Consider the following 22,282-nt stretch of genomic DNA (forward strand, 5'->3'; position numbering starts at 1 on the left):
TTCGGCACACTGCCCTGAACCCCTGTGCTCGCAAAGCTCTCCCGCCGCCAACTGCTGGTCTTGACCGGCAGCGGCACATGCGCCCTGGCCATGGCCGAGGGCCGCCTCACCGTGGTGATGCCCGAGGACGTGCTGCGCGACTACCGACTTTTTCTTGACGGGCGGCGTGCCGAATCGCTGCGTGAGTTCGGCGGCCCGCACTCGCGCCGCGATGTGATCGAGGTGGTGCTGTTGCATCAGGCGCTGGCCGCCGGCGGCCAGGACGCCGGGCTGGTGCTGCAGTCGGCTCCGACCTCGGCGCGCCTGCAAAGAGAGATCAGGGCTGGCCATGCCGCCAGCAGTGGCACCTCCTACTGGCGCGGCGACTTCCCGGCCGAAAGCGACGAGCTGCTGTTCAGCCGCGCGGTGCTGGAGGACGGCGAGTTCGAAGCCGGCCTCTACACCGTGGCCAGCAACAGGCGTGCGATGGCGGCGCGCAAGCTCGCCGATGTGCAGGAACTTCGCGCCCTCTGCAACCGCGACTGGCAGGTCGATTGGCAGACGCTCAAGCAGCTGGGCATTCGCGATGTGCAACATGCCGGTAACTGGGAGCTGATGCCGCGCATGCTGGCCAACGACCGGGCGGACTTCCTGCTCGCGCCTTTCCAGGCCACGCCCGACCTGTCGCTGCGCGTCGGCGACTACTCCCTGCTGCCCATACCCGGCATCAAGGTCGCCTTGCGGGGCAGCCGCCACTACCTGCTGTCGGCCCGGCACCCCGATGCGGCTGCACTGAAGGCGCGGCTCGATCTCGGTCTCGAGCGCTTGCGCCGGCTGGGTGTGCTGCGCCGCGCCTATGCCGAATCGGGTTTTTTCAACGCTTCCGTCGCCCACTGGATCACGCTCGGCCAGCCCTAGGCTCGCTCAGACTTCACCGCAGATCCGTGGACGAGGGCGAAGCACCTGTGCGAAAAGGGTGCGGTCAAAAGGGCGGTGTTTCTTGGGCCTGAAGGGCTTGCGAGTGAACCGACGTGGCTGGCTGCGCCGCCTGACGCTGCTGGCGACGTGAGCAGGGCCTCTTGACGGTGGAATGCCGGGCGCTGGACGAAAAAGCAGCTGCAGTTCATCTGCAGCGACGACGGCCAGGGCATGAACGAGGACGAGCGGGCCAGCTATAGTCCCGGCCCTCGCACCGGGATGCCCATGAATATTGTTGTCAACGAAGAGCTGAAGGCCTATATCGAGCCGCTGACCCCCGAGGAACACGAGGCGCTGGAACGCAGCCTCCTGACCGAGGGCTGCCGCGACGCGCTGGTGCTGTGGGGCGAGGTGCTGGTGGACGGTCACAACCGCTATGGCATCTGCCAGAAGCATGGTCTGCCCTTCAACACGGTGCAGAACACGCGCTTCCGCTCGATGGAAGACGTGCACCTGTGGATGATCGACCAGCACCTGGGCCGCCGCAGCGTCTCCGACTTCCAGCGCGGCGTGCTTGCCTTGCGCAAGAAGGAAATCATCGCCGCCCGCCGTGCTGCACTGCTCTCGGGCGACGCACCGGAATCGGATCTGCCTGAACCAGCGGGCGAGCCCGCGCTGCCACCTCCCGCGCCCCTGAACACCCGCGAGGCGATTGCCAAGGCCGCGCGCCTGAGCAGCTCGCAGGTGCTGCAGATCGAGAAGATCCAGAAGCAGGCGGCGCCCGAGCTGGTCGAGGCGGTCAAGACCGGCCAGATCTCGCTGGCCGCCGCCGCCGTCGTGGCCTCGCTGCCCGCCGAGGAGCAGCAGGCGGCCGTTGCCGGCGGCAAGGACGAGCTCAAACAGGCCGCCAAGCGGGTGCGCGAAACCAAGAAGCGGGTGACGATCAAGGTTGAGCCGGCTGAAGAGGCGCCAACCGAAGCGGTGGCAGCCGCGGATGAACTGCAGGTCCTGCGCCAGCGCGTGGCCGAGCTGGAGGCCGAGAACGCGCGTCTGAAGCTGGAGTTGGACGCCTTGCAGGGCGCGCCGGCGTTCTAGGCGTTCAGATCGGCAGTTCGGTGTAGTAGCGGCCACCGTGGAAGATCAGCGGCTGCGTGCCTTCGCGGCGGCCGCAATGCTCGACCTCGCCGACGAAGATCACGTGGTCGCCCTCCTCGTACTGGCTGCGGTTGGCGCATTCAAACCAGGCGGCCACGCCGTCCAGCACCGGTGCGCCACCGGCGCCGTCGCGAAACTTCAAACCGGCGAAACGGTCGATGTCGCGGGTGGCGAAACGTTGGGCCAGGTCCTTCTGGTCGGCCGCCAGGATGTTGATCGCGTAATGCGAGCCGCGGCTGAACACCGGCATCGAGCCGGCCTGCTTCGCCAGGCTCCAGAGCACCAGCGGCGGCGACAGCGACACCGAGTTGAAGGAGTTGGCGGTCAGGCCCACCAGGCTGCCGTCGGCGGCCCGGGCGGTGATGATGGTGACGCCGGTGGCGAACATGCCCAGGGCGGCACGGAACTTGACGGCATCGGGAACAGGCGACGGCTGCATGGTGACTATTGTCGGGCCTCGGCAATGCCCGGGCTTTGTATCGCAGAATGGGCGCATGTTTGACGACCTTCTCCCCTTCGATCCCGACGCCAATGCCTCCGCGGCGGGAACACCCGTTCACGGCTTTGGCCACTGCAACTGTCGCGCTCGCGGGCGGCGGCTCTTCACGGGCGGGCTGCTCGCCGCGGCGGTGCTGCCTGCCTGGGCCCGCGAGGGCGTGGACGTGGGCAAGAAGAGCTGGGCTGTCGACCTGATACCGGCTGCGCAGGTCGAGCAGGGCGCGGCCCAGCAGTACCAGCAGATGATGGGCCAGGAGGCTGGCAAGCGCGCCTTGCTGCCCCCGGACCATCCGCAGACCCGCCGACTGCGCAGCATTGCCGCACGCATGATTCCCTTTGCGCTGCCCTGGAACGATCGGGCCCAGCAGTGGAAATGGGAAGTCAACCTGGTGGTGAGCCCGCAGCTCAATGCCTTCTGCATGCCGGGCGGCAAGATCGCCTTCTATTACGGCATCCTCGAAAAGCTCAAGCTGAGCGACGATGAGGTGGCCACCATCATGGGCCATGAGATCGCCCACGCCCTGCGCGAACATGCACGCGAACGCATGGCCAAGACCACCGGCACAAGAGTAGGCGCCAATCTGTTGTCAAACCTGCTGGGGCTGGGCAATCTGGGCGATGCTGCGATGCAGGTCGGCGCCAATCTCCTGACCCTGACCTACAGCCGAAGTGACGAGAGCGAGGCCGACCTGGTGGGCATGGAGCTGGCCGCGCGTTCCGGCTACGACCCCGCTGCGGGCGTCAGCCTGTGGGAGAAGATGACCCAGGCCGCCAAGGGCGCGCCGCCGCAGTTTCTCTCGACCCATCCATCGAGCAAGACGCGGATCAAGGAAATCCAGCTGAGCCTGCCCAAGGTGCAAGGGCTCTATGAGCGCTCGGCCAAGCCGCCGCAGCGCTTCGAGGTGGCCGGACCGCTGCGCTGACGCCGAGCCAGGCGCGGCTCAGGTGCCGCGCACATAGGGGTTGGTCCGCCGCTCGGTACCGAAGCTGCTCTCCGGGCCATGGCCGGGAATGAAGACCGTCGCGTCCCCCATGGGCCAGAGCCGCTCGGTGATCGAGCGGATCAGCGTGGCATGGTCGCCGCCCGGGAAGTCGCTGCGGCCCACGCCGCCGGCAAACAGCACGTCGCCGACGAAGGCACGCCCGGCGCTCTCGGAATGAAAGACCACATGGCCCGGCGTGTGGCCGGGGCAATGGCGCACGTTCAAGGTCTGCTGGCCGATCTGCACCTGGTCGCCGTCAGCCAGCCACTGCGTGGGCTTGAACGGCTCGACCGCCGGGAAGCCGAACATCGCGCTCTGCTGCGCCAGGCCGTCGATCCAGAACTGGTCGCCGGGATGCGGGCCGATGATGGGCAGGCCTTTCGTGCGCGCGAGCTCGCCGGTGCCGCCGGCATGGTCGATGTGCGCATGGGTCAGCCAGATCGCCTTCAATGTGAGCCCCTGGCGCGCAACGAAGTCCAGCAACTTCGGCAGCTCGCCACCAGGGTCGATCACCGCCGCGTCCAGCGTTTCATCGCACCAGACGACGGAGCAGTTCTGCTGGAAGGCGGTGACGGGCAGGGTCTTGTATTGCAGGGCCATGGCGTGATTGTCCCCGCAAGCCCCCGCCTTGCCCTCAAGCTCTTTGATTCGAATCAAAGCAGAAGGACATCCTGCTTTTACAATAGATGCATTGCAAATGCACCTTCATTGCCTCAGTAGCAAGCCATGAAGTGCGACTGCAGGCTGTGGCCTCTGCTCGACCTCTTCTCCGTCCTGTCGTTCGGTGGTCTCGGAGGGCAGATCTATCTGTCTGGCGGCCAGCCTCACGCAACGCCACCGGCAAGACCTGATCGAGAAAGAATGGATGGGGCCCTGTGCCCCCGTCAGCATCATGAAGCTCACCGCATTCACCGACTACAGCCTGCGCGTGCTGATGTTCCTGGCCGCTGATCCTGATCGCCGGGCCACGATCTCGGAAATCGCGGCGGCCTTCGAAGTGTCAGAACATCACCTGACCAAGGTCGTGCACTTCCTGGCTAGGAGCGGTTGGATCTCGACGCTGCGCGGCAAGGGCGGCGGCATGCTGCTGGCGATGCCGGCTGGCGAGATCTGCATTGGCCGCGTGGTGCGCGACACCGAAGGCGCAGCAATGCCAGCCGAGTGCTTTTCGGATGCGCAGAGCAATTGCGCCATCGTCGCCTGCTGCCAGCTCAAAGGCGTGCTGGCCGAAGCAGTCAACGCCTTCTACGCTGCGCTCGACGGCTACACCTTGGCCGACATCACGCGCAACAAGACCCGACTGGCAAACGTCCTGCATTTCCAGACACTGGCGAAGCAGGCGGGGACGCCCAGATGAGCGCCGCCAGCTATCCGTATGCCGGCCCGGAGGCCCCGCCCACACATGGCGGCGCGTGCACGCCTCCATAACAAAGACCTGATCGCCATGCCCTTGATACAAATCCATGAACCGCGCGTGCAGGTGCAACGCCGCTTCGCGCTTTTCGAGCTCGGCTTCCGGCCGTTCTACCTGCTGGCCAGCGCCTTCGCCGCCTTGTCGATTCCGCTCTGGACCTTGCAGTTCTCGGGCCTGCTGCCACATGCCTATCTGGCCGGCCCGATCTGGCATGCGCATGAGATGGTGTTCGGCTTCACGCTCGCGGTCATCGTCGGCTTCCTGTTCACCGCGGGCAAGAACTGGTCGAACCTGCCGACACCGACCGGCACATCCCTGGCCGCGCTCGCGGCGCTGTGGCTGGCGGCCCGCGTCTTGGTGCTGACGCCCTACGCGGGGCTGGCCGCTGCCTGCAATATCGCCTTCCCGCTCGCGGCCGCGGCCTGCCTGGCCCTGCCTTTCTACCGCTCGGGCAATCGCCGCAACTACTTCTTCGTGGGCCTGCTGCTGTTGATCGCTGTGGCGGCCGGCGTGGTCCACTTCTCGCAGATGCAGCTGACGCAGCAAGGCCCGTTGCTGGGCATCCAGGTTGCGCTGGACGTGGTGCTCTTCATCATGGCGGTGATGGGCGGCCGCGTGATCCCGATGTTCACCAACAACGGCATTCCGGGCGCCGGCGCGACCAGGCATGTGGGCACCGAGCGCGCCGCACTGGGCCTCACCCTGGCCCTGCTTGCCGCTGATGTCATTGGCTTGAACAGCCTGACTCTCGCCGTGATCGCCGCGCTGGCCAGCGCGGCCCAGCTCTGGCGCTGGCTGCAGTGGCGGCCCTGGAAGACGCTGAAGACGCCGCTGGTCTGGGTGCTGCACCTGGCCTATCTGTGGATTCCGATCCACCTGTTGCTGCGCGCGCTGGGCCTGCTCGGCCACGTGGCGCCAACGCTGGCCACCCATGCGCTGACGGTGGGCGCCGTGGGCGGGCTGATCATCGGCATGATGACCCGCACCGCGCGCGGGCATACGGCGCGACCGCTGCTCGCGGACAGGTACGACACGGCCAGCTATGTGCTCGTGGCCCTGGCAGCCCTGGTGCGCGTCACGGTGCCGCTCATCCAGCCCTCGCTGCTGATGACCGCAGTGCAGGGCTCGGCCGTGCTCTGGTCAGCAGGCTTCGGGCTCTATGCGATCCGCTACTGGCCAGTGCTCTCGCGCCCCCGCCTCGACGGGCGCCCGGGATAAGCCCATGGACTACTTCAGCGTCAAGCTCATCCACCAAGGTGCAGTCGCGCTCTCGCTGACCGGCTTCTTCGTGCGCGGCGCCGCATCGCTCATGGGCGCTGGCTGGGTGAACCAGCCGCCGGCGCGAACGATTCCGCACATCGTGGATTCGGTGCTGCTGCTCTCGGCGCTGGTGTTGGCCTCGATGATCAAGGCCTCACCCGAGACCGCGCCCTGGCTGCTGGCCAAGATCATCGGGCTGCTGGTCTACATCGGCCTGGGTGTCGTGGCACTGCGGCCGGGCAGGCCGCGCTCCGTGCGACTGCTGGCCTGGCTGGCGGCCCTGTTGAGCGCGGGCTGGATTGTCTCGGTGGCACTCAGCAAGAGCCCGCTGGGCTTCTTCGGCGCCCTTGCTTAGCCGAGCGCGCCTGGCCGAGCGGGCAGGTTGCGTGGCCCCGCCCGAATCTGCAGATTCGCTGACGGCCATCAAAGTTGAGTGATTTGCTTGGTTGATGTGGGGCAATCCCATGCGCCCGGCAATCCGCGAGAGTTGAACCGGCAATAGGGGAACTCTCATGACTCAACACACGGCTTCAGCCTCTGGCAATCCATTCGCTCGCTCGCACGACTTCAATCTGCCGGCGCCGGAACGCGCCGGCCCCGACTCGGTGAGAGAGGCGCTCAAGCGGGCCTTCGCGCCGGCCTTCATCGAGGACGAGGAGCTCGATGCGCTCGCGCAGATTGCAGCGCGCCACAGCTTTGCGGCCAAGGTGCCCATCCTGCGCCTGAACAGGCATGCGGGCGCGGCATGGCTGCTGGCGCATGGCCAGGCCTCCATCGGCTACTGGGACGAGCAGCAAACCTGGCATCAGACGCGCACCGTGCGCTCCGGAGCCTGGCTGGATGTGTGCAGTGCCTGGCTGCGTGGGCCCTACCTGGAGTCGGCCGTGGCGGCGACCGACTCAGTCGTCTACGAGTTTCCCGCGACGCGGGTGGAAGATGTCTGCACGCAGCATCCGCGGCTGTACCGGTTGATCCTGGCCAGCATGGCCGAGCGCGTGAAGCACGAGACCCAGGCCAAACGCGATCTCGCCAGCAAGGACGTGCTCGGCCGCCTGGCCGGCTGGATCCTCAGCTCCGCCTCGCCGTCGCCCGAAGGCCCGCATGTCGTGCTGGCGCAGCGCAAGAACCTGCTGGCCTCCGAGCTGAGCACCTCGCCAGAAACGCTGTCGCGCAGCCTGGCGCGGCTCCGGACGCTGGGCTGCATCGCCACACGAGGCTACCGCATCGACATCCTCGATGAGCAGCGGCTGCGGGAGACCGCTCGCAACATGGAATCGCTCTCGTGATGAGGGGTGACACGCTCGCAGCAGGCAAGCCAGCTGACTCTTGCCGGCGCCAGTCGACACCAGGAGCTGGTCAGACCGAGCTGATTGAAGGCCGATAGACAAGCTTGAACCGCTCACAGGCAACAAGCATGTCTTCGCTGAATTGACGGCCTGCCCGTGAGCATTCGCGGGTGAAGTACTGTCTGTGCGCTTCTCGCCAGAACGACAACGAGCCATCCCCTTCACCTTCTGTGGCTGCAAACTCGGCGCTGACTTCGTTGAAGGGCACAAGCTCGACCGCTTCGGTTTCAATGATGCACAGAGGGCTGCCAGCCCAGTTCGTGACGATACTCAGATCGCCTGGAACGGGAAGTCGTTTGCCCTCCCCTTCACAGGACCATACCGACGCCGCTGTTGCGCGCTTGACGCCCCGCAGCACGAGTGCGGCTAGCTCATTCGCCAGTTCCTCACTATCGCCGAAGATGCATGCCTCGTAGAAGCGCGCAGTTTCAATGCCACCGATGGAGTTGGAGAAAGCACTCCAGAAGTCGACCAGGTGCGAAGGTATGTGCGCGGTTGTCACGGAGCCAATCGGATGCAGAGTTTCTTGTCCACGACGAGATCGGCAGCCTTCCGGTACGCGCAGGCGTACTCGTCCCATGCTGCATCGCGTTTCTCAGCGGGTACAGCCGGTGCATTCAGGTGCAAGGGAACGCCTTCCTTGACTCTGCTCACTCGATACTCAACCACCTGACCGCCGCGGGCGCGACAGTCCTGAGCCCAGTTCGAGCCTTGGCTTTGACTCTGCGCCTGTCCTGAGCTCGCGACGGCAAGGGCCATGAGAACCAGCCTGGATAGTGCGGTGCCTTTGAGAGTTTTCATGAATGTCCATCACGCTCGTAGTCCTCAAGGGCCAACAGAAGGCTTGTTCGATGCTCGCGCGCAACCTGTTGCCACGGAATCCCCAAGATCGCGCCCTCCAAAGCCCAAAGCAAGTTCAAGCTCGCATTTGCGCCAGCACGCTTGACCTGGCAGAACGCAGGCACCGCACCCAACTCCTGCAGCTTCGCAAGGCTCGTAATCCCCGCCAGGGCAAGCATCTGCTCTGACTTAGGACCGATATTGGGCAGGTCTGCTGCGCGACGCATGAGCGGATTTTCAATGATTACCGTTGAAGATGCGCGTCAGCCGGCGGCCTGAAAACGCGAGTCGGCTTGAGCAACTGCTTGGACGCCTGCACGCTCATCGAACGCGGGAGAAGTAGTTCTTGCGCAGCACCGGGCGGCCGTCCGCACCAAAGTAGGCAACTGTTTCAATCATCGAAGCGCTGTCGGCTTGGACTGCGTAGATTCGGGTCGACGCGGGAATGCCGTTCTTGCCCAATTGCATGATCAGGACATCAGGCCTCGGCATGAGGGTTGCGGAGATATCAGCCTCGAAGTTTGATTTCACCGGCGTCGGCGTGCCGTCCAGCGGTGTGATGCCCTCGGCCTCCATGCGATTCCCAGCTGGATCAACAACCTCAACTTTCATCTTCACCTGCTCTGAACCTGATTCCGAGAAGGTGATCATGACGCTCTTGGGTCGGGCGGCGGGAGCCATCGGCAGCCGGGACGTATCGACGGACCAGGAGCCAATCAGGGGTGTATCGAGCTTCGCGTCGGCCGCCGACACTGACTGCGCGAGGGTGGCGATGAACAGGAGGGTGGTGAGGATGGGCTTCATGGTATGACGATACAGGGTCCGGTGAAGTTGAATCGTAGAAGCCGCGAACTCGGTCTGCTGACGCGAGACGGCTCGAGCGGCTGGCTGGGCCGCATGGCATGACTACAAGTGGTTCGCATACCAAACCAGCAGCGGTATGAAGCACAAGCCGAGCAAACCGTACAGCAGGAAGTTTCCGGTACGCGGATCGAAGTCGGGCCAGATCTTTGCCCAAGATTTACGCAAAAGCCACATGCCAAGGGCGATGTCAAATCCAGCCATGAACCCAGCGAGGCCGATACCCAAGACCAGATGAGCACCCGGCGACTGCAGCCCGATTTCTGGCACCAAGAGCCAGCAGATTGCAGATGCAAGGCATGTGCCTGTCAGAGCGCTCAGCTTCAGTGCCCGCTCCTTTCCGATGCGCGGAACGACGAGCGTGGTCCTGGCGATCCCATGCAGTGTCTCGGCACCTGCGAGAACGACACAAAGAGCAGCGATGCGAACTAGCGCGTCATATCCCATGGTGAGCTTGCATTCTGTGGCCTGTCGTTCGACATGAGCGTCTGTCTCCGGCATGCCAAGCATGCCGGAGAACACCGATCGATGCAGGGGTTGCCGACGGGAGCTGGATCGAGCGAACGGCTACGCGTTTTCGTTGACGCTGGCCTCTCCCTCTTCAGCATGACAGGCAATGCAGAGCTTGTTTCCATCTGGATCTCGGAAGTAGGCGCCATAGTAGTCTTGGTGGTACTGGGGCCTCAAGCCTGGCTCCCCCTCGGAAGTGCCCCCGTTAGCCAACGCCAGTAGATAGGCGCGGCGCACGCCCGCTCGACTTGTAGCCAAGAATGCTGTCATGTGACCGTTGCCAGCGTGAGGCGGTTGATTGTCATAAGGGGTGCCAATGAGGAACAGGGGTCTTGGATTCCCCTGCGATTGCCATCCAGCCCAAGGACGACTGCGATCGCAGAAGCGCAGCTCAATGCCTAGAGCCGCCATGAGCGGTACATAGAAATCAAGCGCTCGATCAAAGTCGCTAACGCCAATGAAGATGTGCGAGAACATGGCGCAAGGGTAGTTGGAACTTGAAGCCTAACCTTGAAGCTGCGCCGCGAGCGGCGGCTTGCCGACGCGAGTCGGCTCGTGCGACTGGTTGGGCGTCTTGACCAGAGCCTTAGACAACCCGACGTTGAGTGCGTACAATAATGCGTACAACAAAGGAGCCCTGCAATGGATGCGATTACCTACTCGGCCGCCCGCGCCAACTTGGCCAGCACCATGGATCGAGTTTGCAATGATCATGAGGCCCTCATCATTACGCGAAATGGTGAGCAGTCAGTGGTGATGCTGTCACTCGAGGACTTCCAGGCCATGGAAGAGACTGCGTATCTGCTTCGCAATCCGGCGAACGCCAAGCGCTTGATCTCGGCGGCGGCGCAATTGAGCGCCGGCCAAGGCGTTGAGCGAGAACTGACCAAGTGAAGCTGATCTTTGCTGATGAGGCATGGGAAGACTATCTCTACTGGCAGAAGCAAGACCGCAAGATGGTTGACCGCATCAACAAGCTGATTCGAGAGATCCAGCGAGAGCCATTTGAAGGTATCGGCAAACCTGAACCGCTCCAGCATGCGCTCTCAGGGTTTTGGTCTCGCAGGATCACCGACGAGCACCGCGTGGTCTACAAGGTCGAAGGCGATGCTCTTCTGATCGCACAACTCCGATATCACTACTAAGACGCCCAACGTTGAAGCTGAGCCGCGAGCGGCGGCTTGCCGACGCGAGTCGGCTCGAGCGACTGGTTAGGCCGCATTCTTCGCTTTGCTAGCAGCGGTCGACTTGTTCACTGCTATGGCGGCCTGAATGAGTGCTTTCAATGCATCCTCGTCAAGACTACAACCTGCGGGGAAGTCGATTGCCCGCCGCACGTTCCCATCGAGACTCGAGTTGAACAAGTTCGCAGGATCTCTGACAGAAGCGCCTTTCGGAAAGGTGAGCTTGACAGCATTCTTGTAGCTTTCGCCAGTGCAAATGATGCCGTGGCAGGCCCAAACGGGAGTGTTCCACTTCCACTCCTCCGTAATTCCTGCATCGGCGCTCCTAATCACGCGCCTCAGGCGAGACAGCAGTTCGCCTCGCCAATCTTGAAGTTCCCCGATTCGGGCGTCAATCAGCTCGGATGCTGGCTTTGCAGCGTCTTCAACCGGTGTGGTCTTAGGAAATCTCTTAGCCGGAGCGGAAGAGTTCTTGGGCGCTGTCATGTGTGGCTCGCGTAGATTGTGCTTTTCATGGCGTGACGGCTTTGCGGCCTAACGTTGAAGCTGAGCCGCGAGCGGCGGCTTGCCGACACGAGTCGGCTCGAGCGACTGGTTAGATTCCGGCGCATTGCCGAGACCTGCCCAGCAGAAGATAGAATGTGTATTCGAACTCAAAGGAGTACACACAATGCGAACCAACATCGAGATTGACGACAAGTTGATGAACGATACGTTGCGTGCGACGGGCTTGAAGACAAAGCGCGAAGCTGTGGAACTTGGGCTGCGCACCGTGCTTCTGTTGCGCCAGCAGGAAAAGATACGCCAACTTCGCGGCAAAGTGACCTGGGAAGGTGACTTGGGCGCAATGAGAACCGACAAGTGATTCTTGTCGATTCCAGCGTCTGGATCGACTACTTTCGAGGCGCGGCAACGGCGCAGACCGAGAAGCTCGATAGCTTGCTCGGACGTGAGCCACTGGCAATTGGCGATTTGATCCTGGCCGAGGTCTTGCAAGGGTTCGTGAGTGATCGCGATTTCAATCAAGCCAAGAAGCTTCTCGACTCGCTGGAAGTTGTGGAACTTGGCGGCAAGGACATTGCGATCCAAGCGGCGAAGAATTTCAGAACACTGCGCGCTCTTGGCTTCACCGTGCGCAAGACCATTGACACGATCATCGCCACGCGATGCATCGAAGGCGGATACACGCTTCTTCATTCCGACCGCGACTTCGAACCCTTCGTGAAGCATCTCGGCCTTCGCAGTGCAGTTCAAGGAATCTAACGTTGAAGCTGAGCCGCGAGCGGCGGCTTGCCGACGCGAGTCGGCTCGAGCGACTGGTTAGGGCGCTTCACGAACATAGCGCTCCAAGCAGTGGCTGATTGGCTCGAAACCACTCACTAGCCTTTGATTCCCACGGCCATACGCCGCTAGTGCTTGGCCAGAGCATTTGCAACGCTTCGAAGTCCGGCCCACCATGCAACCACGAGGCTGAACGCATGTACTCCGCGCGGTGCTCGCGATCGACGAGCCCAAACTGAACCTCAAATCCTTCTAGAAAGCCTGCGTACAAGACGCCAGGAGCAAACCTCTCTCCAGCCCGCACTCTGCGGTTGTACTCATTCACTAGCCAATGGGAGATCTCACGCTTCAGCCCCACGACAATTAGCTCTGGCGCTTGGCTAGATTGCACAATCCCAATGGAGTACTGACCTGCCCGGTTTCTCCGAGACGTTGATATCTAGGAAGATGGCTCCCGCCCAAAGAGGAGCCCATGAAGAAGAGTCAATTCACGGAAGAGCAGATGGTCGCGATCCTGCGCGAAGCAGATCGCACATCGGTGGCCGAGGCCGCCAAGAAGCACAAGGTAAGCGGCCCCACGATATACGCCTGGCGTAAGCACTTTGGCCAGCTTGAAATCGCTGACATCAAGCGACTCAAGGCCTTGGAGCTTGAGAACAGCCGGCTCAAGAAGCTGCTGGCCGAGGCGGCGCTGGACAACGCGATCCTGAAGGAAATCAACGCAAAAAAATGGTGAGCCCGCTGGCTCGGCGAGAACAGCTGGCCTTCGTGCGCGCACGGGGCTTGAGTCTTCGTCGGGCTTGCGGGCTGATCGGTATGTCGCGTGCCACGCCCAGCTACGAGTTGCGCTTGCCTGCCAAGGATGCGCCGGTGCTCGCGGCCATGAAGGAACTCTCGGCCCAGTACCCGCGCTACGGCTACCGTCGCATCCGCGTGTTCCTGCGCCGCAAAGGCTTCGAGCTGAGTTGGTCGCGAACGCATCGCCTGTGGCGCCAAGCGGGCCTGCTGGTGCCCAGGAATCGTCCGCGCAAGCGCATCGCCTCGGTGCGGCCGCGCATCCACACACCGTTCAAGGCCAACATGGTCTGGGCCTATGACTTCGTCTTCGACACCACCGCCAGCGGTCAGCAGATCAAGTGCTTGACCGTCGTGGACGAGTACACCCGGGAGTGCCTGGCCATCGATGTGGCCGGGGCCATCCGCTCCAAGCGCGTGATCGAGGTGCTGTCGCGCCTGGTCAGCGTGCATGGGGCACCTCTGTTCATGCGTTCGGACAACGGGCCGGAGTTCGTCAGCCAAGCAATCCTGGAGTGGATCTCGAGCGCCGGCATCGCCACCGTGCTGAACGATCCCGGCAAGCCCTGGCAGAACGGCACCGACGAGAGCTTCAACGGCAAGTTCCGCGACGAGTGCCTGTCCATCGAGTGGTTCCGGTCGCGTCGCGAAGCGGCCGTCCTCATCGAAGTCTGGCGCAACCACTACAACGAGGTCCGGCCCCACAGCAGCCTGCAATACTTGACCCCGGTAGAGTTCAAACAGCAACTCCGCCAAGACCTGCAACCCGCCATCTTCTAGGAATAACTGTCTCGACTAACCCGAGCAGGTCAAGGCGACGAAGGCTAGCAAGCATGCTTTGTGGGGCCTAACGGTGAAGCTGAGCCGCGAGCGGCGGCTTGCCGACGCGAGTCGGCTCGAGCGACTGGTTAGGCCAGGCGCTCATGGGCAGACTCCCGCCAGGATAAGAGAAGGCGAGCAATCTCCAGGTCGTGCGCCGGCCTCGCTGAAAGCCCCATACGCTGCGTTGCGATAGAGCATAGCTCTGCAGCGATTGCAGATTCTTCTGCTCCATCTCGGACCAAGGCAAAGACCTTTGGCAAGTAGCCGTAGTACTCGTCTCGGGCTTCCGGCGTACCTGCAACTCCAATGGGATCCCAGACGTAGTGCAGGACTTCGTCAACGGCTCGATAAAGCGCCAGATCCTGCGCAGAAAGTTTTTGTCCCATGGCCTAACGTTGAAGCTGAGCCGCGAGCGGCGGCCTGCCGACGCGAGTCGGCTCGAGCGACAGGTTAGGCCTCGAACGCATTGAGCTCCGTGGCCAAAGCATTGAGTATTTCCTTTTTCATCGCCGCTACTTCTCTGTAGTGGTTGTTGAGAACGTCGAAGTCGAACTCTGTGCCGCGCGCGATGAAATGCTTTCTCACCTCATCCTGCTTGGTGGCGTACTCGCCAACGAGCTCTCCAAGCGCACGCCTCCCCGATAGATAGAAGAGCGTGTGAGATTCCTTTAAGGTGTTGAACGCCATGATGAAGTTCGGCAGTTCCTCTGAAAGTTTCTCTTGTTGATTTAGCCTGCCAGTTGCTCGCGCCACAGCAATAGCCTCGCACGACTTGTTTATCAATGAGCCTCCCTGCTCCAGCTTTACGGCTGCCTCACGCAGCAACTGCAGACGCTCAGCGAGGATGACCTTGCGAATCTCATGAGATTGGGCTCGCCTTGCAACCAGGAATGTAGTTAGCCCGCTGATGAGCGCACCGAGCCCAACCTTCACGGCTGTATCAAGGACCTCGATCGAAGTTACTGGCATTTCTCTAGCCTAACGATGAAGGTAAGGGGCGGCCCACGGCGGCACGGCCTGCGCAAGGCGGACCACCGGCGCCCGCCGTGGGACGTCCCGCTTGACCGGCAGGTTGTGCAGAGCCACTTCGAAGGCACGGCCGCCGCGGACGCGAGATGCTAGCCGGAGCCACACCCAGGTGGCAGACGGCTGAGGCGACAGGCTGGTACTTGAACATGCGGAGCGTTGCGCCAAGAGAACCGAATGGCGCCCGACCATGGGCACACGGCCACGACGACTGGCGCAACTTGGACCGGCAGCAGCGAACGAACTGCGCCAGGCCGCGCCACAAAGAGAACTCGTGCCTCCGCAAACGGCCGACTGGCTCTGACGCGAACGACCAACCATCCTCACTTGGACTCCCGGCAGCCTGCTGCACAACGTTGAAGCTGAGCCGCGAGCGGCGGCTTGCCGACGCGAGTCGGCTCGAGCGACTGGTTAGCCGTCGATGTATTTAGGGCAGCTGCTTCCATTGGTCCCCGAGATTTCTTGTCTTGACGCGTAGGAGAAGCTTAACAACCGATGGATCTGCTTCTGGCTCAAGCAGGCGGTCAGTGTTCACAGTGACCCTTGAGATGAGGCTGTCGTCTTCGAGCAAGCAAAAGAAGGGTTGTTCTCCCTCTAGAGGAACTGTGCCCTTTGGCAGGGCTGACGGCTCCGAAGGGATCTTCAGTGCATCGAAAAGCGTCTTCAGCCGGTTGTCTATATCGCCGCCGCTCACAATTATTGAACCTGGGCTTTGCGGCCAGAGTAGGTCGACTTCAAGCTCAGCAACTGCGCAAAGCTTCTCGCAGACAAGTGGTGCAAACGAAAATCCGTGAACCGACTTGATGATCGAAAACTCACCTTCCGCAGGAGGAACCTGAACCCAGTCCCGATACTTGGAGAGCGGGTTGAGTTCCCAGAGAGTTGAAAGTTGCTGATGAAAGTGGCGCCGTAGGGCGTGCTTATCCGCAGGCTTTGCGTTGGATCGCAGACGTCCTTCGTAGGTAAGGGTGAACTGCATGTTGGCGCTTTCGACGGCTAACGTTGAAGCTGAGCCGCGAGCGGCGGCTTGCCGACGCGAGTCGGCTCGAGCGACTGGTTAGCCCTCAATTCCGCGGTGCTCAAAATAGTCATAGAGAAATTGAATCCGCTCGACGTCAACCCCATGCTGCTGGTCCAACGAGATTGGATGTGCCGTTCGCTCAAGCTCAATGAATGGGCGTATCCCATGATCCCTGATATGGACTTGCGTCTTGAGATTCATCGTCTCCGGATAGGTTGGGATTGGAACACTCAACCATCCAAAGTACGGACCGTTTTGTGACCGGTGCTCCACACCCAGCAGGTCCTGGAACTTAAAGAAGTTCTCCTTGCTCAATGAAACCCAGACTCGGAGTGAAAGGACTTCTTCTGTACCGACGACAGGCAACTCTAAGCATCCGCACACGTAAAAAGCTTTGTCGTCCACAACGCAAAGGTCCGTCGTCAGGAAGCAGCGCTCCTCTCGCTCGGCCTCAGGAATGGTGTGGAAATGGAATGGATAGTTCCAGCCCCAAGCAGGGATCCCTTCATGCCACTCGTCGCATGACGCGCATTTGAATTTGAATTTTGGCTGTTCCATTGAGGGCTAACGTTGAAGCTAACCGGCCCGCAGCGGCAGGACGCGGCTGGCCGAGAATGAAATGACGGCCAGCCGTGGCATGCCGTTGCGGGTCCGGTTGAGCGACTGGTTAGGCCGCACGACCACGCCCCGCGTAAAACAACCGCACGCAGCAAGCGAGCGCGACGACTGCGGCAATGCAACTAGCTGCGAGGTAGGCGATGAAACCTGCTTCGTACTTCTCTGACCCGAGGTTATCAAAGGCCTTGAGCAGATAGAACGGAAGCACTGAAACACATAGGACCACGGCCACGCCAGAAATGGCGGACAGCCGATGGATGAGCGTCGTCCCTCGTGCGCCAAGATAGATTGCCAGCGCGGCGACCAGGCCAATGATTGATACCGAGAAGGCGGTGATCGGAGGCATTGGTGTCTTTGCGGCCTAACGTTGAAGCTGAGCCGCGAGCGGAGGCTTGCCGACGCGAGTCGGCTCGAGCGACAGGTTAGGGCTCACTGCGCCCACCCCACTCACGAAGAACCGCGAGCTCCCTTTCCTTGCCCGGCCAAAGGAGCACATGGTATTGATCGGTCCCCTCCAGCCCATCTTGCGACAAGCTACCGAGTCCAGCGTAGAGAACAGCAACTTCGTAATGTCCCGGCGAAACCTGCCAATCCAGAACAGGGCCGCCGGTGCATTCATGGATTTGCAAGTGACCGCTTGGCAAGAAGAGCGAGCCCGCAACGGCGTGGTCCCACAAGTCCAGCTCCAAGCTTGGCGCGACGTCGTACAGAGAGATCTCCACCGGAACCGACATGTTCCGAACCGGACAGACAACAAAGACGTTCTCCGCCACCTTGGCACGACGAGCCACGTCTTCGTCGGTCCAATCTTCCTGAGCGGATGGATTGATGCCCCCGTCCTGAACATAGAACTGGTTGTAGTCAGCAAAGACTTCCACATCCTCACGGCGCTGGCACGGCATCTTCGATGAGCCCTAACGTTGAAGCTGAGCCGCGAGCGGCGGCTTGCCGACGCGAGTCGGCTCGAGCGACTGGTTAGGCCTCACTCTTGCATCTCAGCGGTAGGTTGCGGCTGACTTTCGAACACCAACGCCACGAAATCCGAGCGTTCCGAGCATCAGCCCGACGCCTGCAGCCAGGGCATCGTTCTTCGGACCGAGGACAACATCCTGCATTGTGGCCAGTCGCAGATTTGCTGTGTAGTCAACATCAATGTGTGCAACCGGTGTACCGCCCCTCATGAAGAACGAAACCACTTCACCGTCTGATTTCTTTCCGAGGGTGTATCCACCCCTGTCTTGAAAATAGCGAGCGTCTCCATCGGATTCAATGTGCACGATATGGACTAGGCGGACTTCGGCCTCCTCGCAAAAGGCGGGGTTCTTCATAGCGGCCAAATCAATGGCAACGCTCGTACACGCCCCGATGAAGTCACTCAGTTCCGCCTTCGGTTCCGGCCACTTCTTCCAGATTGCGTAAACGGCGTTGCGAACTTCGGCAATCTGCTGCTTCCAGTCATACAGCACTCGCAGCGGACGGACAGCTAGCTGGCAGAGATCCTCAGCATTGAAGCCGAGCGAGTAGCCAATGCCATCTTGAGCGTAAGCCCGCCATTGGCTCAAGACGTCAGCGCTTGTCGAAAGGCAAGTGGCCAGAAATAGTGCCCGGGCGCCTGCCTCATGGAAGACGAGATCGACATGGTCCAGAAATTCCTTTCCGGTGGTGGGCAGCAGTTCTGTTGCAGCAGCCTCCCACACACGATATCCCCAATGCATCTCCATAGAGTCATTCATGGCATACAGATCGGCCAGTCGAAGTCTCCGGGTGCGCGCGATGGCCAGGAAGGACTCTGGGCTGCAATAGTGGTATAGCTTCTCGCCCTTGGTCGGACGGTAAAGACGTTCAGCGATCATTCTTGCGGCGCAGAGATGGGGTGAGGCCTAACGTTGAAGCTGAGCCGCGACCCGAGGCTTGCCGAGGGGAGTCGGCTCGAGCGAATGGTTAGCCCGCACCTGGCCAAACGGCATGGATATCGCCCGCACGGCACTCACTGCCCAGCAATGCGCTCACTTGGCGGCTGCACTTTAGACCGACTGCGCCAAACGTTCGACCAGAACTTGCACTCAAGGATGAAGCCAATGAAGCAAGCAGCGCTGCTCTCAGTGGAATAGCCAAGCGCGTAGAGAGCAATGGCCGCGACGAAAAGAAGTGCAGAGCCGAGATGGACCATGTAACCCCCGGGTTCAGGTGCCTCGTGATTTTGCATGCGATCCAGCGAATGAAACCAGGTGGATAAGCTTTGCAAGCGACTCCGGCACTGAACCCCCTCTACGCGTCTTGCGCACTCGCGCTGCGGGCTAACGTTGAAGCTGAGCCGCGAGCGGCGGCTTGCCGAAGCGAGTCGGCTCGAGCGATTGGTTGTGCATAGCCATGTCGAAGCATCGGCCATGGCGCACGAACCCTGCAATACGGAGCAACACCCACGTGGCGGACGCCCGAGGCGGCAGGCTGGTGCTTGACCATGCGGACCGGCGCGCCAAGAGAACGGATTGACGACCGATCTGCGTCACGCGGCCACCGCCAGCAGCGCCACAAGGACCAACGGCAGCGAGCGACATGCGCCAGGCCGGGCCACAAAGAGAACTGCGGCCTTCGCAAACAGCCGAGCGGCACTCACGCGAAACACGGACCATCCTCACTTGCTCTACCGGGAGCCTGATGCACAACGTTGAAGCTGAGCCGCGAGCGGCGGCTTGCCGACGCGAGTCGGCTCGAGCGACAGGTTAGGCATCTGCATCCCCAGCTCTCCGTGAGGTTACAGGATCACATTGAACCGGCTCAAGTTCTGTCCACATCACCGTTAGCCCAGCCTCGCGCATGTATGTCCCATAGTCGATGTGCTTGCTCGATAGATCCGGCTTGGCGCCTAGCCAAGTCGCGTCACATTCGTCGCAAACATGAATCTCTCTATGGTTCGAGCGAATGCGCATGTGCAGTACCCAACCGTGCACGCAACGAGGACACAGAATCTGTGCGGCGGACTGATCTTCCATCTGATGCCTAACGTTGAAGCTGAGCCGCGAGCGGCGGCCTGCCGACGCGAGTCGGCTCGAGCGACTGGTTAGGCCTCTCGTACCGCACACTTGTAATCGAAATCGATGAGCTCACTGCGGCCCTACTTGCCTTTCACCACGTCAATCGGCTTGGCTGGAAGGCGATACAGCTTCACCACGGCCTGAACTTCCGCGAGCGCAAGGACTTTGGGCTGAGTTCTCCGAATTGCTTCAGGCTCCTCGAACATTGAGCGAAGCAACAGAGCTCGATAGACATCCATTCTTTCAGGCGCCGTCGTGCACCTCGCCTTGCAAAAAGACTTGTAGCCCCTAACCATTTCTTCCCAGATGACGAGGTTCTCTTCAGGGTTGACGTCTCTCTTGTATAGGTCAACAGCCTGGTCATACGACAGGCCATCAATCGCCTGGAACACGTCCGTTGTAGCGCGAATTCGTTTCAGCAGCTCAACCGGCAGTTCCTTGTGCCTGTATGGGCTGAGCTGAATGTCGTTTGGATTTACTACGACGGTCTTCTGCGCGAAGGAAAGTGATTGGCTTAGCAACAGGATGACTAGAGCTAGGTGGCGTATTTGCATTTGAGGCCTAACGTTGAAGCTGAGCCGCGAGCGGCGGCTTGCCGACGCGGGTCGGCTCGAGCGACTGGTTAGGCAAGCCTCGTCGCAGACCGCTGAGGGCGAAGTGATTCGTCATATGGGCGCGTGAACCTGATTCCGTTGAACGTATGGGTACAGCAAGGGCACTGAGGAACGAGGCTACCGGGGCCAACCGAAGGGTTAACGACTCGAAGCACACCAGCCTCGTCGACCTTTAGGCCGCTGAAGTAGCTGGCTTCACCAGCCCGGATGTAGTCCTGTGCATCCGTCTCTCGCAAAGCGACCATCCAGAAGATTGGATCCTTCCGATCCAACCGAGCAACTGCTTCGGAGTAGACCTCATCCCAGTTTCTCCCAACGCGAGAGAGCAGAAACCTGAAGAGAGGGGTGTAGTCCAAGCCTCGACGTACACCCTGTTTCATCGAGATTGCATCCAGCTCAATCTCACCAGCATTGACACTCCTGCGCCTGGTGCTGAAGTCTTCTCCAAAGCGATGGAACACGCCACGGGCAGTCGTGTTGACCTTGCGATAAAGAGGTTCCTTCTTCATGGGTTGCCTAACGGTGAAGGTAAGGGGCGGCCCACGGCGGCACGGCCTGCGCAAGGCGGACCAACGGCGCACGCCGTGGGACGTCCCACTTGACCGGCAGGTTGTGCAGAGCCACTTCGAAGGCACTGCCGCTGCGCACGCCAGATGCCAAACGAAGCAACACCCACGTGGCAGAAGGCTGAGGCGCCTGGCTAGTGCTTGACCATGCGACCCGGCGCGCTAAGAGAACGGATTGACGCCCGACCTTGGCCACACGGCCACGACGATTGGCGCCACTAGGACCCGCCGCGGCAACCGAGCTGCACCAAGCCGCGCCGCAAAGAGAACTGCGGCCTTGGCAATCAGCTGAGCGCTGCTCACGCGCAAAACGAACCATCCTCACTTGGACTCCCGGCAGCCTGATGCACAACGTTGAAGCTGAGCCGCGAGCGGCGGCCTGCCGACGCGAGTCGGCTCGAGCGACAGGTTAGCCCGCATGCCCGTGAAAACTAGGCCGCCGCCGAACTGCGGCGAGCACCTGCCAGATAGGACCGGTGCGCGAGATGGAGAAAGATCGGGAACGTGAGCGGCCACAGCGGAATGAGCAAACTCAGCGATACATAGATCACCGTGCGGAACTTCCATGAGCACGCGACCTCACCTGGCTCTGCGCGGAATGCCGAACGCACAAGCAACAAGGCAATGAAAAATAGAACCGCCCACGCTACAGGTGAGAAAAGTGTCCCTATGCTCAAGTTCATTGCAAATTCCTCCGATGCTTGTTCTTGATCTTGCTCGTCGCAGTCTACATATCGCGTTGCGTGCGGGCTAACGTTGAAGCTGAGCCGCGAGCGGCGGCCTGCCGACGCGAGTCGGCTCGAGCGACTGGTTCGGCCTCACGCTCGCCGCGAGTGACGCGCCACGTACTGCTGAAGCACACCGTCCATACGCGACTGCCACCCCTCGCCAGTTGATTTGAAGTACGCCACGACTTCCGGGCTGTAGCGAACCGACACCAACAGCTTCTTGTTCTCAGACTTGGGCCGCCCGCGCACGGCCTTCATTGGAACCATAGCCTGCAGTTGCTTCGGGGTCAGAGGTTGCGCATCCGGATCGGCCTTGGCGGCTGCCGTAATTGCTTTGTCTTCTGCCGTCGTCGGCATGACGATGGCAGGGCGCTTAGAAACTTTGGACATAGTGCTTCACCTCGCGTCGGTTGGCTTTGCGCAAGCTGATGATCCTTCGCGCCTCGCCACGATCTACAAATGCCACGTAGTACAGGATCCCGGTATCCGGCGCCAGCGCGATCATGCGCAATTCGCCGTACTCGTACCGTTCATCAACCCACACCAGTGATGCGTCCCAATCGAGCTCGGCAGCCAATGCAAGCGACAGCCCATGCTTCTCTAGATTGCCCGCATCTTTGGCCGGGTCGAACTCAATTCGCATGCTTTAATGTAGCTACATTAAATGTGGCGGTCAATCGCAAAGGATTGGGATTGCTGAGGCCGAACGTTGAAGCTAACCGGCCCGCGACGGCAGGACGCCGAAGGGCCAGAATGAAATGAGGCCCGTAGGCGGCATGCCGTTGCGGGTCCGGTTGAGCGACTGGTTAGGCCGCGCCGACCACCGAG

General features: G+C 61.4%; 31 protein-coding genes. 12 read left to right on the plus strand and 19 right to left on the minus strand.

The annotated features are described in order from the left end of the window. Positions 1-24: 24 nt before the first annotated feature. Both V3596_RS20545 and V3596_RS20550 read left to right on the plus strand, forming a co-directional pair. A complete protein-coding gene (locus V3596_RS20545; RefSeq protein WP_334279700.1) occupies positions 25-897 on the plus strand; it encodes a hypothetical protein in 873 nt (290 codons plus the stop codon). 285 nt (positions 898-1,182) lie between these two features. Then, entirely contained in the window at positions 1,183-1,992 is an 810-nt protein-coding gene (locus V3596_RS20550; RefSeq protein WP_334279701.1) for a ParB N-terminal domain-containing protein, read from the plus strand. 4 nt (positions 1,993-1,996) lie between these two features. Here V3596_RS20550 and V3596_RS20555 read toward each other — a convergent pair whose 3' ends face one another. Beyond that, positions 1,997-2,491 (minus strand): flavin reductase family protein, encoded by a 495-nt coding sequence (locus tag V3596_RS20555; RefSeq protein WP_334279702.1) that lies wholly within the window; start codon positions 2,489-2,491, stop codon positions 1,997-1,999. 55 nt (positions 2,492-2,546) lie between these two features. On the opposite strand from V3596_RS20555, the gene V3596_RS20560 reads away from it, so the two are divergent. Next, a complete protein-coding gene (locus tag V3596_RS20560) occupies positions 2,547-3,473 on the plus strand; it encodes a M48 family metalloprotease (protein ID WP_334279703.1) in 927 nt (308 codons plus the stop codon). A gap of 18 nt (positions 3,474-3,491) precedes the next feature. On the opposite strand, the gene V3596_RS20565 is transcribed toward V3596_RS20560, so the two are convergent. After that, a complete protein-coding gene (locus V3596_RS20565) occupies positions 3,492-4,133 on the minus strand; it encodes an MBL fold metallo-hydrolase (protein ID WP_334279704.1) in 642 nt (213 codons plus the stop codon). Between the two features lie 292 nt (positions 4,134-4,425). Between V3596_RS20565 and V3596_RS20570 the strand changes: the two genes are divergently transcribed. The 4 genes from V3596_RS20570 to V3596_RS20585 all read left to right on the plus strand — a co-directional run bounded on the left by V3596_RS20570 (position 4,426) and on the right by V3596_RS20585 (position 7,493). Then, positions 4,426-4,890, plus strand: a complete 465-nt coding sequence (locus tag V3596_RS20570) for an Rrf2 family transcriptional regulator (protein ID WP_334279705.1) — start codon at positions 4,426-4,428, stop codon at positions 4,888-4,890. Positions 4,891-4,977: 87 nt separating this feature from the next. Next, the gene (locus V3596_RS20575; protein WP_334279706.1) at positions 4,978-6,165 is read left to right on the plus strand and encodes an NnrS family protein; all 1,188 of its coding nucleotides are present in this window, start codon (positions 4,978-4,980) and stop codon (positions 6,163-6,165) included. 4 nt (positions 6,166-6,169) lie between these two features. Continuing rightward, complete coding sequence (locus V3596_RS20580; RefSeq protein WP_334279707.1) at positions 6,170-6,562, plus strand: SirB2 family protein; 393 nt, start codon at positions 6,170-6,172, stop codon at positions 6,560-6,562. Between the two features lie 157 nt (positions 6,563-6,719). Further along, on the plus strand, positions 6,720-7,493 hold the full coding sequence (locus V3596_RS20585) for a Crp/Fnr family transcriptional regulator (RefSeq protein WP_334279708.1): 774 nt from the start codon (positions 6,720-6,722) through the stop codon (positions 7,491-7,493). A 70-nt stretch (positions 7,494-7,563) separates the two neighbouring features. Here V3596_RS20585 and V3596_RS20590 read toward each other — a convergent pair whose 3' ends face one another. The 6 genes from V3596_RS20590 to V3596_RS20615 form a co-directional block, all read right to left on the minus strand. After that, complete coding sequence (locus V3596_RS20590; protein WP_334279709.1) at positions 7,564-8,055, minus strand: ASCH domain-containing protein; 492 nt, start codon at positions 8,053-8,055, stop codon at positions 7,564-7,566. After that, positions 8,052-8,354, minus strand: coding sequence for a hypothetical protein (locus V3596_RS20595; protein WP_334279710.1), 303 nt, complete (start codon positions 8,352-8,354; stop codon positions 8,052-8,054). Before V3596_RS20595 ends, V3596_RS20590 begins: the two co-directional genes overlap by 4 nt. After that, positions 8,351-8,620: a TfoX/Sxy family protein gene (locus tag V3596_RS20600; protein WP_334279711.1), complete on the minus strand. Its 270-nt coding sequence runs from the start codon at positions 8,618-8,620 to the stop codon at positions 8,351-8,353. The genes V3596_RS20595 and V3596_RS20600 overlap by 4 nt, the downstream gene beginning before the upstream one ends. A gap of 94 nt (positions 8,621-8,714) precedes the next feature. Next, positions 8,715-9,197 (minus strand): hypothetical protein, encoded by a 483-nt coding sequence (locus V3596_RS20605; RefSeq protein ID WP_334279712.1) that lies wholly within the window; start codon positions 9,195-9,197, stop codon positions 8,715-8,717. A 102-nt stretch (positions 9,198-9,299) separates the two neighbouring features. After that, positions 9,300-9,755: a hypothetical protein gene (locus V3596_RS20610; RefSeq protein ID WP_334279713.1), complete on the minus strand. Its 456-nt coding sequence runs from the start codon at positions 9,753-9,755 to the stop codon at positions 9,300-9,302. A 66-nt stretch (positions 9,756-9,821) separates the two neighbouring features. Further along, entirely contained in the window at positions 9,822-10,241 is a 420-nt protein-coding gene (locus tag V3596_RS20615) for a VOC family protein (RefSeq protein ID WP_334279714.1), read from the minus strand. A 165-nt stretch (positions 10,242-10,406) separates the two neighbouring features. On the opposite strand from V3596_RS20615, the gene V3596_RS20620 reads away from it, so the two are divergent. After that, entirely contained in the window at positions 10,407-10,658 is a 252-nt protein-coding gene (locus V3596_RS20620) for a type II toxin-antitoxin system Phd/YefM family antitoxin (RefSeq protein ID WP_334279715.1), read from the plus strand. Continuing rightward, positions 10,655-10,909 carry a Txe/YoeB family addiction module toxin gene (locus V3596_RS20625; RefSeq protein WP_334279716.1) on the plus strand — a complete coding sequence of 85 codons (255 nt, stop codon included), beginning with the start codon at positions 10,655-10,657 and terminating at the stop codon, positions 10,907-10,909. The genes V3596_RS20620 and V3596_RS20625 overlap by 4 nt, the downstream gene beginning before the upstream one ends. A gap of 66 nt (positions 10,910-10,975) precedes the next feature. On the opposite strand, the gene V3596_RS20630 is transcribed toward V3596_RS20625, so the two are convergent. Further along, positions 10,976-11,434 (minus strand): DUF1801 domain-containing protein, encoded by a 459-nt coding sequence (locus V3596_RS20630; protein WP_334279717.1) that lies wholly within the window; start codon positions 11,432-11,434, stop codon positions 10,976-10,978. 184 nt (positions 11,435-11,618) lie between these two features. Here V3596_RS20630 and V3596_RS20635 point away from each other — a divergent pair, with 184 nt between their 5' ends. Next, a complete protein-coding gene (locus V3596_RS20635; RefSeq protein ID WP_334279718.1) occupies positions 11,619-11,813 on the plus strand; it encodes a type II toxin-antitoxin system VapB family antitoxin in 195 nt (64 codons plus the stop codon). Continuing rightward, complete coding sequence (gene vapC / locus V3596_RS20640; protein WP_334279719.1) at positions 11,810-12,211, plus strand: type II toxin-antitoxin system VapC family toxin; 402 nt, start codon at positions 11,810-11,812, stop codon at positions 12,209-12,211. Before V3596_RS20635 ends, vapC begins: the two co-directional genes overlap by 4 nt. Before the next feature lie 67 nt (positions 12,212-12,278). On the opposite strand, the gene V3596_RS21765 is transcribed toward vapC, so the two are convergent. Then, a complete protein-coding gene (locus V3596_RS21765; RefSeq protein ID WP_416384002.1) occupies positions 12,279-12,668 on the minus strand; it encodes a DUF4262 domain-containing protein in 390 nt (129 codons plus the stop codon). Between the two features lie 33 nt (positions 12,669-12,701). Between V3596_RS21765 and V3596_RS20645 the strand changes: the two genes are divergently transcribed. After that, positions 12,702-13,804 (plus strand): IS3 family transposase gene (locus tag V3596_RS20645; RefSeq protein ID WP_334279720.1). Its coding sequence is split into 2 segments (ribosomal slippage): positions 12,702-12,960 and positions 12,960-13,804, totalling 1,104 coding nucleotides; the frame shifts between segments, so codons are not numbered across the junction. A gap of 492 nt (positions 13,805-14,296) precedes the next feature. Here the strand turns inward: V3596_RS20645 and V3596_RS20650 are convergent. The 9 genes from V3596_RS20650 to V3596_RS20690 all read right to left on the minus strand — a co-directional run bounded on the left by V3596_RS20650 (position 14,297) and on the right by V3596_RS20690 (position 22,097). Continuing rightward, positions 14,297-14,815 carry a hypothetical protein gene (locus V3596_RS20650; RefSeq protein ID WP_334279721.1) on the minus strand — a complete coding sequence of 173 codons (519 nt, stop codon included), beginning with the start codon at positions 14,813-14,815 and terminating at the stop codon, positions 14,297-14,299. A gap of 484 nt (positions 14,816-15,299) precedes the next feature. Beyond that, a complete protein-coding gene (locus V3596_RS20655; RefSeq protein WP_334279722.1) occupies positions 15,300-15,851 on the minus strand; it encodes a hypothetical protein in 552 nt (183 codons plus the stop codon). Between the two features lie 78 nt (positions 15,852-15,929). Next, positions 15,930-16,451 (minus strand): DUF2199 domain-containing protein, encoded by a 522-nt coding sequence (locus V3596_RS20660; protein ID WP_334279723.1) that lies wholly within the window; start codon positions 16,449-16,451, stop codon positions 15,930-15,932. Between the two features lie 109 nt (positions 16,452-16,560). Further along, on the minus strand, positions 16,561-16,857 hold the full coding sequence (locus tag V3596_RS20665) for a hypothetical protein (RefSeq protein ID WP_334279724.1): 297 nt from the start codon (positions 16,855-16,857) through the stop codon (positions 16,561-16,563). Positions 16,858-16,933: 76 nt separating this feature from the next. After that, positions 16,934-17,413: a hypothetical protein gene (locus tag V3596_RS20670; RefSeq protein WP_334279725.1), complete on the minus strand. Its 480-nt coding sequence runs from the start codon at positions 17,411-17,413 to the stop codon at positions 16,934-16,936. Between the two features lie 93 nt (positions 17,414-17,506). Beyond that, positions 17,507-18,364 (minus strand): DUF2971 domain-containing protein, encoded by an 858-nt coding sequence (locus V3596_RS20675; RefSeq protein ID WP_334279726.1) that lies wholly within the window; start codon positions 18,362-18,364, stop codon positions 17,507-17,509. 1,262 nt (positions 18,365-19,626) lie between these two features. Continuing rightward, entirely contained in the window at positions 19,627-20,100 is a 474-nt protein-coding gene (locus V3596_RS20680) for a hypothetical protein (RefSeq protein ID WP_334279727.1), read from the minus strand. Between the two features lie 1,444 nt (positions 20,101-21,544). Next, on the minus strand, positions 21,545-21,844 hold the full coding sequence (locus V3596_RS20685) for a BrnA antitoxin family protein (protein WP_334279728.1): 300 nt from the start codon (positions 21,842-21,844) through the stop codon (positions 21,545-21,547). After that, positions 21,828-22,097 (minus strand): BrnT family toxin, encoded by a 270-nt coding sequence (locus V3596_RS20690; RefSeq protein WP_334279729.1) that lies wholly within the window; start codon positions 22,095-22,097, stop codon positions 21,828-21,830. The genes V3596_RS20685 and V3596_RS20690 overlap by 17 nt, the downstream gene beginning before the upstream one ends. Between the last annotated feature and the right edge of the window lie 185 nt (positions 22,098-22,282).

Source organism: Roseateles microcysteis, assembly GCF_036880965.1.
Classification (GTDB): Bacteria; Pseudomonadota; Gammaproteobacteria; order Burkholderiales; family Burkholderiaceae_C; genus JAUASW01.

Coding starts and splice junctions, on each gene's coding strand:
- V3596_RS20550 (WP_334279701.1), top strand. CDS start 1,183: ATGAATATTGTTGTCAACGAAGAGCTGAAGGCCTATATCGAGCCGCTG.
- V3596_RS20680 (WP_334279727.1), bottom strand. CDS start 20,100: ATGCAAATACGCCACCTAGCTCTAGTCATCCTGTTGCTAAGCCAATCA.
- V3596_RS20685 (WP_334279728.1), bottom strand. CDS start 21,844: ATGTCCAAAGTTTCTAAGCGCCCTGCCATCGTCATGCCGACGACGGCA.
- V3596_RS20620 (WP_334279715.1), top strand. CDS start 10,407: ATGGATGCGATTACCTACTCGGCCGCCCGCGCCAACTTGGCCAGCACC.
- V3596_RS20665 (WP_334279724.1), bottom strand. CDS start 16,857: ATGCCTCCGATCACCGCCTTCTCGGTATCAATCATTGGCCTGGTCGCC.
- V3596_RS20575 (WP_334279706.1), top strand. CDS start 4,978: ATGCCCTTGATACAAATCCATGAACCGCGCGTGCAGGTGCAACGCCGC.
- V3596_RS20585 (WP_334279708.1), top strand. CDS start 6,720: ATGACTCAACACACGGCTTCAGCCTCTGGCAATCCATTCGCTCGCTCG.
- V3596_RS20675 (WP_334279726.1), bottom strand. CDS start 18,364: ATGATCGCTGAACGTCTTTACCGTCCGACCAAGGGCGAGAAGCTATAC.
- V3596_RS20600 (WP_334279711.1), bottom strand. CDS start 8,620: ATGCGTCGCGCAGCAGACCTGCCCAATATCGGTCCTAAGTCAGAGCAG.
- V3596_RS20660 (WP_334279723.1), bottom strand. CDS start 16,451: ATGGAACAGCCAAAATTCAAATTCAAATGCGCGTCATGCGACGAGTGG.
- V3596_RS20630 (WP_334279717.1), bottom strand. CDS start 11,434: ATGACAGCGCCCAAGAACTCTTCCGCTCCGGCTAAGAGATTTCCTAAG.
- V3596_RS20555 (WP_334279702.1), bottom strand. CDS start 2,491: ATGCAGCCGTCGCCTGTTCCCGATGCCGTCAAGTTCCGTGCCGCCCTG.
- V3596_RS20610 (WP_334279713.1), bottom strand. CDS start 9,755: ATGCCGGAGACAGACGCTCATGTCGAACGACAGGCCACAGAATGCAAG.
- V3596_RS20580 (WP_334279707.1), top strand. CDS start 6,170: ATGGACTACTTCAGCGTCAAGCTCATCCACCAAGGTGCAGTCGCGCTC.
- V3596_RS20570 (WP_334279705.1), top strand. CDS start 4,426: ATGAAGCTCACCGCATTCACCGACTACAGCCTGCGCGTGCTGATGTTC.
- V3596_RS20670 (WP_334279725.1), bottom strand. CDS start 17,413: ATGCCGTGCCAGCGCCGTGAGGATGTGGAAGTCTTTGCTGACTACAAC.
- V3596_RS20615 (WP_334279714.1), bottom strand. CDS start 10,241: ATGTTCTCGCACATCTTCATTGGCGTTAGCGACTTTGATCGAGCGCTT.
- V3596_RS20565 (WP_334279704.1), bottom strand. CDS start 4,133: ATGGCCCTGCAATACAAGACCCTGCCCGTCACCGCCTTCCAGCAGAAC.
- V3596_RS20650 (WP_334279721.1), bottom strand. CDS start 14,815: ATGCCAGTAACTTCGATCGAGGTCCTTGATACAGCCGTGAAGGTTGGG.
- V3596_RS20560 (WP_334279703.1), top strand. CDS start 2,547: ATGTTTGACGACCTTCTCCCCTTCGATCCCGACGCCAATGCCTCCGCG.
- V3596_RS20605 (WP_334279712.1), bottom strand. CDS start 9,197: ATGAAGCCCATCCTCACCACCCTCCTGTTCATCGCCACCCTCGCGCAG.
- V3596_RS20690 (WP_334279729.1), bottom strand. CDS start 22,097: ATGCGAATTGAGTTCGACCCGGCCAAAGATGCGGGCAATCTAGAGAAG.
- V3596_RS20655 (WP_334279722.1), bottom strand. CDS start 15,851: ATGCAGTTCACCCTTACCTACGAAGGACGTCTGCGATCCAACGCAAAG.
- V3596_RS20635 (WP_334279718.1), top strand. CDS start 11,619: ATGCGAACCAACATCGAGATTGACGACAAGTTGATGAACGATACGTTG.
- V3596_RS20595 (WP_334279710.1), bottom strand. CDS start 8,354: ATGAAAACTCTCAAAGGCACCGCACTATCCAGGCTGGTTCTCATGGCC.